The 14,429-nt window shown below is 42.5% G+C and carries 14 protein-coding genes; 7 read left to right on the top strand and 7 right to left on the bottom strand.

Annotated elements, in window-relative coordinates:
* Nucleotides 1-120: 120 nt before the first annotated feature.
* The 3 genes from nadC to DSM107010_RS27400 all read left to right on the top strand — a co-directional run bounded on the left by nadC (nt 121) and on the right by DSM107010_RS27400 (nt 3,366).
* A complete protein-coding gene (gene nadC / locus DSM107010_RS27410) occupies nt 121-987 on the top strand; it encodes a carboxylating nicotinate-nucleotide diphosphorylase (protein WP_015157491.1) in 867 nt (288 codons plus the stop codon).
* A 143-nt stretch (nt 988-1,130) separates the two neighbouring features.
* Nucleotides 1,131-2,900: an arginine--tRNA ligase gene (argS, locus tag DSM107010_RS27405; RefSeq protein WP_106167912.1), complete on the top strand. Its 1,770-nt coding sequence runs from the start codon at nt 1,131-1,133 to the stop codon at nt 2,898-2,900.
* Between the two features lie 76 nt (nt 2,901-2,976).
* Nucleotides 2,977-3,366: a hypothetical protein gene (locus tag DSM107010_RS27400; protein WP_015157493.1), complete on the top strand. Its 390-nt coding sequence runs from the start codon at nt 2,977-2,979 to the stop codon at nt 3,364-3,366.
* An 88-nt stretch (nt 3,367-3,454) separates the two neighbouring features.
* On the opposite strand, the gene ptsP is transcribed toward DSM107010_RS27400, so the two are convergent.
* Complete coding sequence (gene ptsP, locus DSM107010_RS27395; protein ID WP_106167911.1) at nt 3,455-5,944, bottom strand: phosphoenolpyruvate--protein phosphotransferase; 2,490 nt, start codon at nt 5,942-5,944, stop codon at nt 3,455-3,457.
* Between the two features lie 207 nt (nt 5,945-6,151).
* Here ptsP and DSM107010_RS27390 point away from each other — a divergent pair, with 207 nt between their 5' ends.
* Nucleotides 6,152-6,421 (top strand): hypothetical protein, encoded by a 270-nt coding sequence (locus tag DSM107010_RS27390; RefSeq protein ID WP_015157494.1) that lies wholly within the window; start codon nt 6,152-6,154, stop codon nt 6,419-6,421.
* Between the two features lie 285 nt (nt 6,422-6,706).
* On the opposite strand, the gene DSM107010_RS27385 is transcribed toward DSM107010_RS27390, so the two are convergent.
* From DSM107010_RS27385 to dhaK, 4 genes are all read right to left on the bottom strand, one after another.
* A complete protein-coding gene (locus DSM107010_RS27385) occupies nt 6,707-7,099 on the bottom strand; it encodes a hypothetical protein (protein ID WP_015157495.1) in 393 nt (130 codons plus the stop codon).
* A gap of 318 nt (nt 7,100-7,417) precedes the next feature.
* The gene (locus DSM107010_RS27380) at nt 7,418-7,699 is read right to left on the bottom strand and encodes a hypothetical protein (protein WP_127024371.1); all 282 of its coding nucleotides are present in this window, start codon (nt 7,697-7,699) and stop codon (nt 7,418-7,420) included.
* A gap of 103 nt (nt 7,700-7,802) precedes the next feature.
* Entirely contained in the window at nt 7,803-8,429 is a 627-nt protein-coding gene (gene dhaL / locus DSM107010_RS27375; protein ID WP_106167910.1) for a dihydroxyacetone kinase subunit DhaL, read from the bottom strand.
* Nucleotides 8,430-8,534: 105 nt separating this feature from the next.
* Nucleotides 8,535-9,602, bottom strand: coding sequence for a dihydroxyacetone kinase subunit DhaK (gene dhaK / locus DSM107010_RS27370; protein ID WP_106167909.1), 1,068 nt, complete (start codon nt 9,600-9,602; stop codon nt 8,535-8,537).
* Nucleotides 9,603-9,938: 336 nt separating this feature from the next.
* On the opposite strand from dhaK, the gene DSM107010_RS27365 reads away from it, so the two are divergent.
* A complete protein-coding gene (locus tag DSM107010_RS27365; RefSeq protein WP_015157499.1) occupies nt 9,939-10,184 on the top strand; it encodes a DUF7219 family protein in 246 nt (81 codons plus the stop codon).
* A 127-nt stretch (nt 10,185-10,311) separates the two neighbouring features.
* Nucleotides 10,312-10,680 carry a response regulator transcription factor gene (locus tag DSM107010_RS27360; protein ID WP_015157500.1) on the top strand — a complete coding sequence of 123 codons (369 nt, stop codon included), beginning with the start codon at nt 10,312-10,314 and terminating at the stop codon, nt 10,678-10,680.
* 56 nt (nt 10,681-10,736) lie between these two features.
* Here the strand turns inward: DSM107010_RS27360 and def are convergent, their stop codons facing one another.
* Nucleotides 10,737-11,252, bottom strand: coding sequence for a peptide deformylase (gene def, locus DSM107010_RS27355; RefSeq protein ID WP_106167908.1), 516 nt, complete (start codon nt 11,250-11,252; stop codon nt 10,737-10,739).
* A 110-nt stretch (nt 11,253-11,362) separates the two neighbouring features.
* Nucleotides 11,363-12,784, bottom strand: a complete 1,422-nt coding sequence (locus DSM107010_RS27350) for an HhoA/HhoB/HtrA family serine endopeptidase (RefSeq protein WP_127024368.1) — start codon at nt 12,782-12,784, stop codon at nt 11,363-11,365.
* Nucleotides 12,785-12,993: 209 nt separating this feature from the next.
* Here DSM107010_RS27350 and dnaA point away from each other — a divergent pair, with 209 nt between their 5' ends.
* The gene (gene dnaA, locus DSM107010_RS27345; RefSeq protein WP_015152110.1) at nt 12,994-14,370 is read left to right on the top strand and encodes a chromosomal replication initiator protein DnaA; all 1,377 of its coding nucleotides are present in this window, start codon (nt 12,994-12,996) and stop codon (nt 14,368-14,370) included.
* Nucleotides 14,371-14,429 lie beyond the last annotated feature (59 nt).

Genomic DNA, 14,429 nt, shown 5'->3' with positions numbered 1-14,429 from the left:
AATCTCCACCAAATGTGTCAACCCTTTTGGTGAAAAAAATTTTGACTTTCCCCCCAATTCCCTCCCCACACCGGTTTGAGCTAGAGTGATTTTGGAGTCAAGCCAGGAAGTTTATTAGTCGTGAGTAATTTTGCTGTTTTACCGCCTTGGTTAATACTCGATCCTCTGCTGCGTGAGTGGTTATCTGAAGATGTTGGACGAGGCGATCGCACGACTCAAAGCTTGCTAGCTCAAAATCCTCGTACTGGACAAGCCAAGTGGGTAGCTAAAGCTCCCGGGGTTATTGCAGGTTTACCAGTTGCAGCTAGAGTGTTTCAAACTTTAGACGAGCAAGTCACATTTGTCGCTTGTGCGGCTGAAGGAGAATTGTGTCAGCCAGGACAAGTTATTGCTCAGATGAGTGGAGCGTTGGATGCATTGCTGATGGGAGAAAGAGTTGCGCTTAACTTGGCGATGAGGTTGAGCGGTATTGCTAGCCTTACTCGTCAGTATGTGGAGAGAATAGAAGATTTACCGGCTCGATTAGTCGATACGCGCAAAACAACTCCAGGACTGAGGGTACTGGAAAAGTATGCAACTCAACTAGGAGGAGCAATTAATCACCGAATGGGATTGGATGATGCAGTGATGATCAAAGATAATCATATTGCAGTGGCTGGTGGAATTGGTAAGGCGATCGCCCAAATCCGCCAGAGCATACCATATCCTCTCACCATAGAGGTTGAAACCGAGTCTTCGGAACAAGTATCAGAAGCCATACAGTATGGGGCAGATATCATTATGCTGGATAATATGTCTCTAGAGATGATGCATCAAGCAGTAGAGACAATCCGACAGCACAATAGCAAAATCAAAATTGAAGCTTCTGGTAACGTTTCTTTGGAAACTATTTGCTCGGTAGCAGAAACAGGCGTAGATTATATTTCTAGTAGTGCGCCGATTACTCAAGCGAAGTGGTTGGATTTGAGTATGAAAATTGAATGTTGAGCTTGGAAGTGTCTGCGGCTAGGTAGAACGACCGAATTGCCTACACCTTACTGACACACTATATATAACTATTTAGAAGTGTCTGCAGCTAGGTAGAATGATCGAATCACCTACGCCTTGCTGACATACTATACATAACTCTTATGAAAGAAACTTTAGAACAGCTCAAACCTCGATTCGAGCAAGCTTTGGCTGCTGCGTTGGGTGCAGAATATGCTGGAGTCGATCCAATTTTAGTAACTGCTAGCAATCCTAAATTTGGAGATTATCAAGCAAATGTAGCTCTACCGCTAGCGAAACAAGTAGGAAAACCTCCACGAGCGATCGCAGAACAAATTGTATCAAAGTTAGATGTTAACGATTTCTGCGAAAATCCAACTGTAGCTGGACCTGGTTTTATTAATTTGACATTGAAACCAGCTTATTTGGAAGCACAATTACAGAAAAATAATCCTGACCCTCGGCTAGGAATTGCATCTGTTAAACATCCCAAGAAAGTTATTGTAGATTATCCCAGCCCAAATATTGCTAAAGAAATGCACGTTGGGCATTTGCGTCCAGCTGTGATTGGAGATTGTCTTTCTCGAATTTTAGAATTTATCGGACATGACGTAGTGCGTCTGAGTCATGTAGGCGATTGGGGAACTCCCTTTGGAATGCTGATTGCTTACTTGCAAAAGGCATATCCAGAAGCTTTGACAACAGATGAAAATTTGAATTTAGGAGATTTATCCTCATTTTATCGTCAAGCTAAAAAGCAGTTTGATACAGATGAAGGGTTTAAGGAAGCAGCGAGACAGGCTGTAGTACAACTGCAAGCAGGAGAAGAAAAAACTATTCTGGCTTGGAAGATTGTTTGTCAACTGTCTAGTAAAGCATATCGAGTTATTTACGATTTGATGGGAATTGCTTCTTTTATCGAACGAGGAGAATCTTTCTATAATCCTTTGTTAGCAGAAACGATTGAAGAGTTGGAAGCAAAAGGACTTGTAGAAATTGACGCAGGCGCGAAGTGTATTTTTCTAGAAGGTTTCACAAATAAAGAAGGTAAGCCTTTACCTTTGATCGTGCAAAAATCTGATGGAGGTTATAATTACGCTACAACAGATTTAGCTGCTATTCGCTATCGAGTAAATGTTGATAAAGCACAACGAGTAATTTATCCAGTGGGTGCTGAGCAAACTAATCATTTTGCTCAAATTTTTCAGGTAGGAAAACGAGCGGGTTGGATTACAGATGAAGTGGAGTTTTTTCACGCTCCTTTTGGTTTAGTTTTGGGTGAAGATGGATCGAAGTTGAAAACTCGCTCGGGAGAAGCTGTACGCTTAAAAGATTTGTTAGATGAAGCGATCGCACATGCTCGTAAAGATTTAGAATCTCGATTAAAAGAAGAAGGAAGAGAAGAGACAGAAGAATTTATTAACCACGTCGCCCAAGTGATTGGTATTAGTGCAGTAAAATATGCCGATTTGAGCCAAAACCGCAATAGCAATTACATTTTTAGCTACGATAAAATGTTGGCTTTACAAGGTAATACTGCTCCTTATATGTTATATGCTTATGCACGGATTCAAGGCATTAGCCGTAAGGGAGGAATTGATTTCGCGCAGTTGGGAGACAACGTTAAGGTAGTATTGCAGCATGAAACTGAACTCGTATTGGCAAAGCATTTACTTCAGTTAGATGAGGTTATCTCAACAATTGAAGAAGATTTATTACCAAATCGATTATGCGAGTATTTGTTTCAATTGAGCCAAAAATTCAATCAATTTTACGATCGCGATCGAGGTGTTCCAGTCTTAAATGCGGAAGAACCTCAGAGAACGTCGCGGTTAGTGCTGTGTAATTTAACGGCTAGAACTCTCAAGTTGGGATTATCTTTATTAGGAATTCCCGTGTTGGAGAGGATGTAAATAGCAGATTCAAATAAGGCGGGTAATGCCCACCCTACTATTTATTTTAGGTTAGTTAGGTGTTGAGGAGAAGATTATGAAGATAACAGTTATTAGTCAAATCGCGATCGCGCTCGTGTCTTTATCTACAGTTTTTACACCAACTGCGGCTAAAGCTCAACTTATTCCACAGCCTTGGGTTTCGGTGGGAGGAGACGATGGTGATGTAACTTTTTCTGTGGGCGCGAGAATTATTGGTTTAGGGGTTGAATTAGGATTTGGTCCGGGTGATTCAACGGGAGTGGACGTACTCAAGTTTATTAATTTACCTGTTGTCGATCCCTATATTGGGGTGGGATATTATTCGGATGATGAGGATTTCGCCGTGTCTGGTGGGGTTCAAATTGATGCGGCGGACAATCTGTTTGTAGGAGTTGGTTATAATTCTGTACGCGGATTTAATGGACAGGTAGGAGTTAAGTTTTAAATCCCCCCTAACCCCCCTTAGAAAGGGGGGAATTAGCAAGTAAGAGTCAAGTTTCGCTCCTCCCTAATCCCCTTAAATTCGCTCCCCCCTAACCCCCCTTAAAAAGGGGGGAATCGGAGATAAAAGATTTAACTTGGGTGGCTGAGTCGAGTTGCATTGCAGAATGAGCGATCGCCTCTGCTTCTTGTGTTGTTAATTGACTGATTATTTGTTTAATCTGAGGAATAGATTGAGGATTAAGACTTAATTCGTCTAAACCTAAGCCAAGTAATATGGGTACAGCTAAGGGTTCGGCTGCTAGTTCGCCACACAATCCTACCCAAAGTCCTGCATGGTGTGCGGCTTGCACAGTTTTTTGAACTGCTTGCAATACAGCAGGATGAAAAGCGTCAGCTAATGGAGCAACTTTCGGATTGGTGCGGTCTGCTGCCATGATATATTGGCTTAAGTCATTCGTACCAATGCTGAAAAAGTTAACTTCAGAGGCAAGTTTATCTGCGATCGCCACCGCAGATGGGATTTCTATCATGATGCCAATTTCAATATTTTTATCAAAGGAAATACCAGCTTGGGACAATTCTGTTTGTGCTTCTGCCCAAATTGCTTTAGCTGCTTGTAGTTCTGCTAAAGTTGCAATTGTGGGAAACATAACTTTAATTTGATATCCTGAGCTAGCTCGTAATATTGCTCGTAACTGAGTTTTGAAAAGCTCAGGACGATCCAAGCAAAATCGAATACCTCGCCAGCCTAAAAAAGGATTAGTTTCTGCTTGTAATCCTAGATAAGAAAGAGGTTTGTCGCCACCTACATCCAGAGTACGAATAATTAGGGAACGGTTTGCTAAAATTTGGGCGATCGCACGATAAATTTCAAATTGTTCTGCTTCTGTAGGTGAGGAGGTTCTGTCGAGATACAATAATTCGGTGCGTAATAATCCGACTCCCTCTGCACCTTGCGCGATCGCAATTTGAGCATCGGCAATACTACTAATATTAGCAAAGACTTGAATTCGCTTACCGTCACGGGCGATCGCTGGTGCTTGCGCTTTGGCTCGTGCTTGCTGTCTGGCAGTAATTATCGCATCTCTTTTCGCTTCGAGGGTAGCAATTGTTTGAGAATCGGGTTGTATCCAAATATTGCCATTTTCACCATCAATTGCTAATAGCGTACCAGGTTCTAAATTTAAAATCTGTGAGTTGACACCGACAACAGCCGGAATTCCTAACGTGCGTGCCAGAATTGCACTGTGAGAAGTAGCGCTACCTTGTAACGTACAAATTCCTAATACTTGTGTCCGATCTAATTGGACTGTATCAGAAGGAGAAAGATCGCGAGCAACAAGAATACTAGGCTGAGTTAATTCTATATTGGTAGTAGAAACGCCAAGGAGCGATCGCAAAACTCTTTGTCCTACATCAACAATATCTTTAGCTCGTTCTTGTAAATAAACGTCATCAAGATAGCGATAACTATTCGCTATTTCATCAGTAACAGTAGCCCAAGCAAATTCAGCATTTTGATGTTGCTCAAAAATTCGTTTTTGTACGGGTTCGATAATTGCTGGATCTGCTAAAACTAAAAGATGTGCATCAAATATTGCTGCTTCATTTTCATGAATATGAATTCGATCTTTAATATTTTGAATTTCTTGTTTAGCAGTTGCGATCGCTGTTTGTAAACGCTGCCATTCAGCCTCTACATCAGCTACACAAAGTTCGTGAACTTTTATTTGATGCAAATGATATTGAAAAATTGGGGCGATCGCAATCCCTGGGGACGCAGGAATTGCCTGTGGAGAATCAGAGAGAGTATGAATGTGAAGAGATGAAGTATGATGAGTCTCACCAAAATTATTTTCGACAAGTCTTTGTAATGCTGACAGTGCCGCATCTGCATCTTCACCAACAGAAGCGATCGCGATTTCGTGTCCTTGGCGTACTGCTAATGTAGCAACTTGATTGATACTATCTGCTCTCACAAATTCTGTGTTTCTGGTGATATTTCGCACGCGAGTTTGAGCGTGAAACTGAGTTGCTGTGGTGACAAATTGAGCCGCAGGACGAGCATGTAGTCCTTGGGGGTTGTGAATGGTTAGGTGGATTTCTCGCGTTGGGAGATCCCCCCAACCCCCCTTAAAAAGGGGGGCAGTAGAATGTTGGTTTTGGGGATTAATACTTAATTGTGCTGCTTTTGCTGTGAGTGCTTGTCGTGCTTCAGAGATAATGCGATTGATATCATTGCTGGATGTAGCGGCCACAGAGGCGGCGATCGCACCTTCTACTAGGGGTGCTTCGCATAAATGGATTTTATCTTGTTGTGATTCCGGTAAGAATTCGATTGCCATTTCTGCACTGAGTAAGGCGCTACCGAGATCCATCAAGACGAGAACGCCGTCGTCACTATATACAGATGCGATCGCTTCATAGACTTGCATAGCATCTGTTCCCAGTGGATTTTCAGGATCGTCAATTCCTGCTGCTACAGCTATGGGTACTTTGTCCTGTACCATTTGCCGTGCGAGTTCCCGCACGCCTTCGGCTAGTTTCTGACTGTGAGAGACAATAACAATGCTAACCATGCGATCGCCTCATGGGTATTAAAAGCTTCTATTCTTGCAGTTACTTTATACTGCTATCAGCTTCATTACATCAGCAACAGAGTAGACAATTCTTCAATTTTGCATAACTTTATTTGCTTTCACAAGGATGACAGTGATATCGGTTACGATGTCACACTGCTACTGCTAGACTGTATCCAGATCTAAATAGATTGAAGCAGTATTGGTATGATAACTATCGAAGCGATCGTGACTGTTACGCCTGACGGCAAAGCTGCAATTCAACTACCACCGAATATTCCACCAGGTAGACGTAAAGTAGTGTTAGCGATCGACGAGCAACTAATTAAAGAGCAGCCAGTAGTTGAAAACGATCTAGCATGGGATGAGTTTGAACATCTGATCGAGCGATGTGCTGTAGATACAGGAATTAAAGATCTAGCACATCAACACGATCGCTACATCCACGGAGTTCCGAAACGAGAGGCTTACCTTTGAATAAAGTTCTCGTAAATACAGCAGTATAGATTACTATTCTTAGTGATAGAAATCTAATACATCATTAAAAGATAATATCTGCTTTACTCAGGTTTATTAATATAAACATAAAACTATTAGCTACATCAATTTAATTAGTTTTTTTCTGCATAAGTTTTAAATATATAAGCATTACCTGCCTCTAGCGACTTATTAGCGTTCTATAGTGCGTGATGAGACTTTTTGATGTGGTGTGCAGCCTTGCCTTTATTCATAGATAAATACTTGTCTATAGTTAATATCTCCCTACCATCCATTTCTAGACGCATAGTCAATCAGTATGTCTTTAGGATATTTATTCTGCTTATCATTGTCGGTCAAGCAATCAATCATTGCATTAGAGATGTTGGGTGCTTCTGTGTCTAGAGTGGTATTAACTGCTTCAGTGTAGGCATTTTGAAATCTCAGAAAGCTGTTAAAAGCTGTTCTAGCTTTATTAAATTCATCTTTTTGAATTGCATTTAGCGATTGATGCAGTCTTTGATACATAAGATATTGAACACCACCCAGAATCTTTTGATTTTCTGAATTCGCGTGAATATCGCAAGCCTCAACTTGGCTCGCTTGCGCTGGTGCGTGCATCAATAAATATGCTACTGCTGCTAAAGCTGCGATCGCTCTATTTACTATGAATTTCATAACCATTACCTTGATTGCGTTTATATATCTAAGGTATGGTATTGAATGATAACAATCATGGAGAGAAATACTGAAATTGAAACGAGCGCGAAGGGGAGTTATTTTAGCCTTCAACCGCGAAAATACTCGCCCATGACGCAATTTTGAAGATACGATGAATCGCAAACAGAGTATTTACTTTAAGCACAATTAGTAATATCTTGTATAAATATCTTCGAGTTATAAATCGGTAATTTTTAAAGTCTCATTAGTATCGATTAATTTTTGAAAGATAACTAGGTTTCCTCTAATTTAGCTACGAAGTAAAGGAGCAATTACCTAAAAACTTTGCCTCCACAAAGCAAATCCCAATGGAATGACGATACCGATAAACGCCACTCCAATTGTTACAATGATAGTTCCGGCCACGAGGCGCAGCCATCCGTTCCAGCTTTTCAATTCGGTTTTGACTTCGGTAACTTCTTCACCTAGTTTGTTAATGCCATCAGCAATCGCTACTAGTACAGTCTTTAGTCCCTCTCCGTTTAGGTCGCGGTCAGACGGTAGGTTGAGGACAACTAGTTTAGATGATGTTTCAGCTTTCATAATCCAATTGAACAAACTCTAGCTGTAAGAAAGAGTTCGTGATTTAGCTAGAATCTTATTATATACAAAAATGACTTTGACTGGAACGCAGTAATGCTGATTAGATTTAGCGATCGCCTTAGCTTTCCAATGCTGCTAGCAAACTCTTCAACATTAAATAAGTAGAGGTTGCGCCTGGATCTTGATGTCCAATACTGCGATCGCCTAGATAACTCGCTCTCCCTTTTTTGGCTAGCATGGGAATAGTATCTTTCATGGCTTGTTCTGCTACTATTACAACTTGTTGCATGGCTACTAAAGTGGTTTGATTGTTATCCACAGATTTTTGAAAGTTATCCACAACTGGGGATAAAACATCTATCATTGTCTTGTCACCAAGTTGCGCTTTACCTCGTTGAACTACACCTTCTAAACCTACTTGTAATAACTTGAGTAAATCTTCTGTTGCGAGTTCTTCTTTACCTATTACGGCTGTACTTGCTCTCAAAAAGAATGTGCCGTAAAGAGGACCGCTTGCACCACCTACAGTAGAAATTAAGGTCATGCTAACAGTTTTCAAAATTGTACTGATATCTTTGTCAGCAAGGCTAGAGAGTTGACCGGCTACTTTCTTAAAACCACGATCCATATTGATACCATGATCGGCATCACCAATTGCTGCATCTAATTCTGTTAAATATTCTTTGTTTCGCTCAATTTCAGTTGCAAAATTTTGTAGCCATTGTATTACTTGACTTTTATTCATATTGATTAGTCATTTGTCATTTGTGAGGAGTCAGGAGTCAGGAGTCAGAATAAACTGAACTGGTCACTGGTTACTGGTCACTAGTTACTGATCACTGGTTACTGATTACCAACATAAACTCGCTGTCTTTACGGGTGCGTCCCATAATTTCAACATCTCATCATCGACTTTGAGCAAGGTAATGGAACAGCCTTGCATTTCTAAAGATGTGATGTAATTTCCAATTAGGTTTCTAACTATTTGCAATCCGTGTTTTTGACAGATTTCGGCTAATTTGCGATACACAATATACAGTTCTGATAAGGGCGTACCACCCATACCATTGACAAAAGCTAACACGCGATCGCCCGACTTAAACTCAGAATTGACTAACTCTACATCTACCCATTCTTCTTGAGTCTCATCCCATTCTCGGACTGTACGACTGTAGCGGCGATCGTTAATTATTGATAAGGCGAGTATTTCGGTAATCTCGTCTACAGATTTTAACGACATTCTTTCTCTACCTGGTTCGCCGTGAATGCCAATCCCAATTTCCATTTCGCGATCGCCCAAACTAAAAGTAGGCGATCCTTTCGTGGGTACGGTACAAGATGTTAACGCCATACCCATACTGCGACCGTTTAGATTCACCCGCCGACAGAGATCTGCCACTTGCGGCAAGTTGTATCCGTCTGCCGCAGCCGCACCGCAAATTTTCTCTGCTAGTACTGTCGTACCTACACCTCGCCTGCCTTGGGTATAAAGGCTATCTTGGACGGCAACATCATCGTCTATCAATACATTTAACACCCGTATATCCTCAACACGGGCTAACTCAGTTGCCATTTCAAAGTTCATTACGTCGCCGCTATAGTTTTTGACAATGTAAAGCACTCCAGCGCCGCCATCTACCTGTTTTGCCGCTGCTAGCATTTGGTCGGGTGTAGGAGAAGTAAACACCTCTCCAGGACACGCAGCATCTAACATACCCATACCGACAAAGCCAGCGTGCATCGGTTCGTGACCGCTACCTCCACCAGAAATAATTGCTACCTTACCTGTCACGGGTGCGTCGGCGCGGTAGACGAATGTAGGCTCGAAATTCACCTTTAACAAGCTGGAATGAGCTGCTGCCATGCCTGCTAAACTCTCCCGCACGAAGCTGTCCGGTTGGTTAATCAACTTCTTCATGGTTCGCTCCTATTCGAGAGGCTATTACAACTCAGGATAAAAGACTTTGGAGCAGTCTTGACATTGACTCAGCTATCCTTACCACTCAATGTAAATTTGGTTAACATTAGGTTAAGTTATGGTTAAAATATGAGTCATAATATATTTTCCTGGAGTAAGCTCAGTTTGATAACTCAATAGGGAAATATCACCAAAATAGGCAGATGACTGGCGAATACCAAGGCTTATGTATTCATAACTACAGATTGGAAGATGAAAATCTTTCTCATGGATGAAGGTCACTAAAGTTAATTTAAGGATAGGTTAAGATAAATTCTTTCTTGTAGGCAGGGTAGTATGGCAAAAGCAGAGCTAAGTAATAAAAATAGTTTTATTTACGCCCAAAGCAGGTATCATGGCAAGTTTACGCCAGAACATCTGGCTTTTAATGCTAACTTACAAGAATTCGCTCAAAAACTTGCTTATATTTCTGCTTTACATACAGGCGGAAAGCTTTCCTCAGAGAAAGCATACGAACAGGTGGCAAGTCTATGGCAAAAGATAGAGCAGAGTAAACGCGCCATGAACATTGGCTCGAAGTAGCGATCGCCCTAAAAATCTTTCTGCTACTAAATATTAAACAAATAAATTTAAACTTTAAGCAATTTAAGGTTATGGATTTACTACCAGTCCTTTTGTTATCTTGCACTCAAATTCAGAAAATGTAAGAATGACGAAGGTTTTGGCAATTGAGGATGATGCATTATTGCGCGATAGTATTGTCAACGTACTCACACTGAGAGGTTTGACAGCGATCGCAGCTGAAAACGGGTACGTTGGATTAAAACTTGCTCAAGAAAATCTTCCTAACTTGGTGCTATGCGATGTGAGAATGCCGGGACTGAGTGGTTACGAAGTCTTAAAATCGCTGCGAGAAGATCCAAACACTGCCACCATTCCATTAATTTTTTTGACTGCTGAAAATACTCCAGAAGTTATGGCTATGGGAGCAGATCTGGGAGCGAATGGTTATTTGTGTAAACCGTTTTCTACATCTGAGTTAATGATAGCGATCGCGCCTTTTGTCAGTGACCAGTGACCAGTGACCAGTAGAGAGCGATCGCGCACCACGCACCACCAGCTACCAACTACCAATTACCCACTCACTAATTTTTGGTATTCCTGCTCTGTAATAAGATCGTAGTTAGTTTCGAGGCGATCGAGAAAGACGATACCGTCGAGATGGTCGAGTTCGTGTTGAAAGATTCTGGCAACGAAATCGGTTAACTCTTGCTTGTGTAACTTGCCGTAGCGATCGCTATATTCAACTTCGATCGCTCGATCTCGGGGTACAGAACCACGAATTCCAGGGATACTCAAACAACCTTCCCATCCTTTTTCACTTTCATCAGAACGAGCCAAGATTTTAGGATTAATCATCGGTGTTGGCTCCATTTCTGGAGCGTGAGGATAGCGGGGATTGGGACGAGAAGCAACAATAAAGATGCGATCGCTAACTCCAACTTGCGGTGCAGCAATCCCCACACCATTCGCCTGTTTTACTGTAATTAATAAATCGTCTATGAGCTGTTGAATTTGCGGCTCGTCAATGTTTTCCACAAACTTAGCTTTACTTCGCAGAATCGGATTACCAAGTTGAATAATTTCCATTTTTATCAGTTATCAGTTATCAGTGAAGAAAGGGTGTGGGGTTTAATTGTGACTAGTGGCTAAAATTATCCTCCTTGTCCCCCTCAGCTCTCTCAGCTCCCTCAGCTCCCTCAGCTCTCTTGTTGTGCGGGTAAATTAGCCAACTTCACAGATAGCTGTGCAGTTTTACCATTGCGTTGAACTTGGACGGAAACTTGGGTTCCTACAGAACTTCGTTCGACTATCTGCTGTACTTGCTCTGTTTTCGCTACGGGTTGATTGTTAATTGACTGAATGACATCTCCACTTCTGATCCCCGCTGCGGCTGCGGGAGAGTTAGGCACGACTCTGACTACTAACACGCCACTCTCGACAGGAATTTGAATTTGTCCGTCGGACTCTACTTCTAGTTGCTGTCTAATTTCTGGTGTTAGCGTCACCATTTGCACTCCCAAATAAGGATGCTGAACGCTGCCTGTAGCAATAAGTTGCTTAGATATGCGCTGGACGGCATTAATTGGAATGGAGAAGCCTAATCCTTGCGCACCTTGAATGATTGCCGTATTCATGCCGATAACTTCACCACGGGAGTTCAGCAGGGGTCCGCCAGAGTTACCTGGATTGATTGCCGCATCGGTTTGAATAAAGCCAATCCGCTTATCAGTTACGCCAATATCACTCGCAGAACGGTCTGTTGCACTGACAATTCCTGCTGTCACCGTATTATCTAAACCGAGGGGATTGCCGATCGCAATTACCCATTCTCCTGGTTGTAGTTCGTCAGAATTGCCAATTTCTACTACGGGTAAATTATTGGACTGAACTTGAATCACGGCGATATCAGTCACCGGATCTTCGCCTAAAACTTTTCCTTCTAGGGTACGACCGTCTTTAAGCGTGACGCTGACGCGATCGGCTCCATTAACCACATGAGCGTTAGTCAAGATTTGACCGTTAGCACTAATAATAAATCCAGAACCAGTTCCGCGCACGATCCGTTCTCGCGGTTGAGCCTCTGGTACGCCAAAAAAGCGGCGAAATAAGGGATCTTCAAATGCTTCGGGTAGCTGCCGTTTCACTGTTCGAGAAGCATTGATTCTCACCACAGCCGGACCAACTTTCTGAACGGCGGCGACGACAAAATTAGGATCGCTGACACTAGGTAAAGCAGCGCGAGGAGTCCCTGTTGGCGCAGGAACGACAGGGGATGGAGCTATGGGAGTTTGTTGAGCTTGGGATTGACGGAAAGGCTCTGTAATAGCGGCGCAGCTACTTAACGAAACGCATAAAACACCAGAGATCAGCGTCAATGCCTTCCTGCCGGCAGTTCCAGACAATCGCCACCGATCGCCCCCTACTTTGTCTGATAAACTCTTCCTTACGAGTCCTACAAGGTTAGTTTTAACCAGATTGCCTGTGTTGCCAAAGAAATACCCGCCAAACCCATTCCGATTACTGCCTGGGGTTTTTTCAGTGCCATCAAGCTGCAAACGCCTTGGTTTTCTCTCTTGTGGCTCAGGTCGTGACTCAATATTGCGTTGCCTGCTGCTCATCTGTTTTGCTGTAGGTGAAAGTCGATCGGTAGCTAGTTCGATTTTGCCTCAATTGAGCGGAGTTTTGCCGCTGAGTACAGGTAAGGAGTTTTGCAAAGGAGTTATACGATCGATGTTTTTGTCGATCGCGATCGCTGCGATCGAATAAGAGTTTGGTAGATTAGTTAACCTATCCCTATTTTGACAGCTAACAGCAGAGGTGGTACAAGGTGGATCTTTCCCCCGATAATCTTTGGACTCAAGTACTGGAGCGATTGCAACTCCAGTTAAGCAGACCTTCTTTTGAATCCTGGATTAAAACTGCCAATGCTGAGCGGCTTGAGGATAATTCCTTGACAATTTGCACTCCCAATGCATTTCATCGGAATTGGTTGCAAAAACGCTACATCAAAACAATTGCCGATACAGTCCAAGATATTCTCGGCTATCCCGTAGAAATTCACGTTACCGTGGCGCAGGGGGATGAATCCGTGCGTTTTGCCGAGTCAGAAGTTGCTCGCTCGTCTCCGAGTAACGATACTACCCCAAAAGCTGTTCATAGCAACAATGTGAAGCCGCCAGAACTGAATCAAAAGTATGTATTTTCTCGATTTGTCGTCGGTTCCAACAGTCGGATGGCTCATGCTGCGGCTTTGGCAGTGGCGGAATCCCCAGGGAGAGAATTCAACCCGCTATTTTTATGTGGCGGCGTGGGGTTAGGAAAAACCCATCTGATGCAGGCGATCGGTCACTATCGCTTAGAAATTGACGCAAATTCTAAAATTTTCTACGTTTCTACCGAGCAATTCACGAACGATCTGATTGCTTCGATCCGCAAAGATAGTATGCAGAGTTTTCGAGAGCATTATCGTGCTGCCGATATTTTATTAGTCGATGATATTCAATTTATTGAAGGTAAAGAGTACACGCAAGAAGAATTTTTTCATACATTTAATACGCTGCATGAGGCGGGAAAACAAGTCGTTCTAGCATCAGACCGTCCGCCAAACCAAATTCCCAAGTTGCAGGCTCGCTTGTGTTCTCGATTCTCAATGGGATTGATTGCCGATATTCAGCCGCCAGATTTTGAAACTAGAATGGCAATCTTACAAAAAAAGGCAGAGTATGAAAATATGCGTCTGCCCAGAAACGTAATTGAGTATATTGCCTCAAATTACACTTCTAATATTAGAGAATTAGAAGGAGCTTTGATTCGTGCTGTCGCTTATATTTCTATTTCTGGCTTATCTATGACAGTGGAAAATCTTCGACCAGTTTTAAACCCAGGCATAGAAAAAGTAGCTGCTTCAGCTGAATCGGTGATGATGGTCGTCGCCGACGTTTATGATGTCTCGATTGAAGATTTGAAAGGCAATTCGCGGCGCAGAGAAATTAGTTGGGCGCGACAAATTGGCATGTATTTAATGCGACAGTATACAGATTTGAGTTTACCGAGAATTGGCGAAGAATTCGGCGGAAAAGACCATACCACCGTACTGTATAGTTGTGAGAAAATTTCTCAGCTCAAGGATAGCGATCCCAGTTTAGAACAAAAGTTAAGACAATTAGCCGATCGCATTAGCATTACGAGTCGTTCGCGGAACTAAACTATGGATAATGAAAAGCAAGCCAGCAGACTAACGAGTTGGCGCACAGTCGGGGGTTA

Origin of the sequence: Chroococcidiopsis cubana SAG 39.79 (assembly GCF_003991895.1) — a bacterium.
Classification (GTDB): Bacteria; Cyanobacteriota; Cyanobacteriia; order Cyanobacteriales; family Chroococcidiopsidaceae; genus Chroococcidiopsis; species Chroococcidiopsis thermalis.
The sequence above is the reverse complement of the archived record's forward strand: the minus strand, read 5'-3'. Positions and strand labels throughout refer to the sequence as shown.